This is a genomic window from Rathayibacter sp. PhB1, from assembly GCF_004362935.1.
In the GTDB taxonomy this organism is placed as follows: Bacteria; Actinomycetota; Actinomycetes; order Actinomycetales; family Microbacteriaceae; genus Rathayibacter; species Rathayibacter festucae.
In genome coordinates this window covers 1-1,309 of record NZ_SNYD01000018.1, presented here as the reverse complement: position 1 = coordinate 1,309, position 1,309 = coordinate 1, and the positions used below count along the sequence as shown (strand labels likewise).

Below are 1,309 nucleotides of genomic sequence, written 5' to 3'. Positions count from 1 at the left end.
GGATCTCGAAGCTTCTATTTGTCAAGGTCGGCAGAGGAGTGGGAAGAGTTCGCGGCAGAGGGCTCGTTTGAGGAGGCGGAGGATGTCTTTCTTTGTTTTGCCGTCGGCGAGGTGGGTGTCGCGGTAGTCGCGGGTTCGTTGTTCGTGGCAGAGGCGGGCGATGGAGATCTGGTGGAGGGCGCAGTTCGCTTGCCGGTTGCCGCCTCGGGAGAGGCGGTGGCGGTTGGTTTTGCCGGAGGAGACGGGTTGGGGTGCTGCGCCGAAGAGTTTGGCGAGGGCTGCTTCGGAGTGGATGCGGTGGCCGTTCTCGCCCACGGCGACGAGGAGTTGCGCGGCGGTGACGGCGGCGACGCAGTAGACCTCGAGGAGTTTCGGGGCGCGGATCTCGATGAGGGTGCGCAGTTGCTTCTCGATCGAGGTCGCGTCGGCGTCGAGGGTGATCCAGCGGGTCGCGTGCTGGCGCAGCAGCCGAGTGAGGGTGTCGGTGACGACGTCTCCGGTGGCGGTCTCGGGAAGTTCGGCGAGGCGGCGCATGCGCGTCTTCCGGGTGCCCTCGCGGGAGAGCTCGCGGAGGGTGTCGGGGGCGGTGATCAGGAACTGATCGATCTGTCCGGCGATCTCCTTCTGCTGCTTGACCAGCAGATTCCGCGTGTTGCTGAGCAGGCGCAGCGCTTCAACGGACGAGGTCGTGTCCTTCGGGATCCGCGGTGAAGTCTCCGCGAGAGCGCGGCGCGCGGCGGCTTCGGCGTCGAACGCGTCGGTCTTGCCTCGCCGGCGGCGCTGCGCTTTGTCTCCCGGTGGGACCTCGATGACGTCCACGTTCTCGGCGAGCAGATACCGGGTCAGGGCCGCTCCGTAGGAGCTGGTGCCCTCGACTCCTGCCCGCAGGAGCACCCCGAACCCGCCGATCCAGGCCAGCAGGATCGCGAATCCGGCGGTGGTCGCCGGAAACGCCGCGTCCTCCAGCAGAGCTCCGCTCGTATCCAGCACCGCGACGTGATGAGTGTCTTGATGGGTATCGATGCCCGCGACGATCTCCCGGACGGGCTGGGCTTGGACCGTGTTCGTTGTCATGCTGGATGCATCCCTTCATCGGGTCACGCATCCGGCCAGTGGACAGACAAATCGGTGATGAGACCACAGGACGGTCAGGCTTCTATCAAGTCATGACCAGCCGACCGGATGCCTTACGGTGTCGCGGGGTTCGACAGTTCGAGATCCAGACAGCCCTGCCAGGCGTCAGATACGCAGACGAGTCAGAACCCCGCGACACACCAAGGCAATCACCGATACGCCCGCTGCGCGGGCT

General features: G+C 65.7%; 1 protein-coding gene. It reads right to left on the bottom strand.

The genetic code is table 11. From position 1 onward, the window contains the following. Positions 1-21 precede the first annotated feature (21 nt). Positions 22-1,074, bottom strand: a complete 1,053-nt coding sequence (locus EDF17_RS19650; RefSeq protein WP_123444591.1) for an IS110 family transposase — start codon at positions 1,072-1,074, stop codon at positions 22-24. Between the last annotated feature and the right edge of the window lie 235 nt (positions 1,075-1,309).

Coding starts and splice junctions, on each gene's coding strand:
- EDF17_RS19650 (WP_123444591.1), bottom strand. CDS start 1,074: ATGACAACGAACACGGTCCAAGCCCAGCCCGTCCGGGAGATCGTCGCG.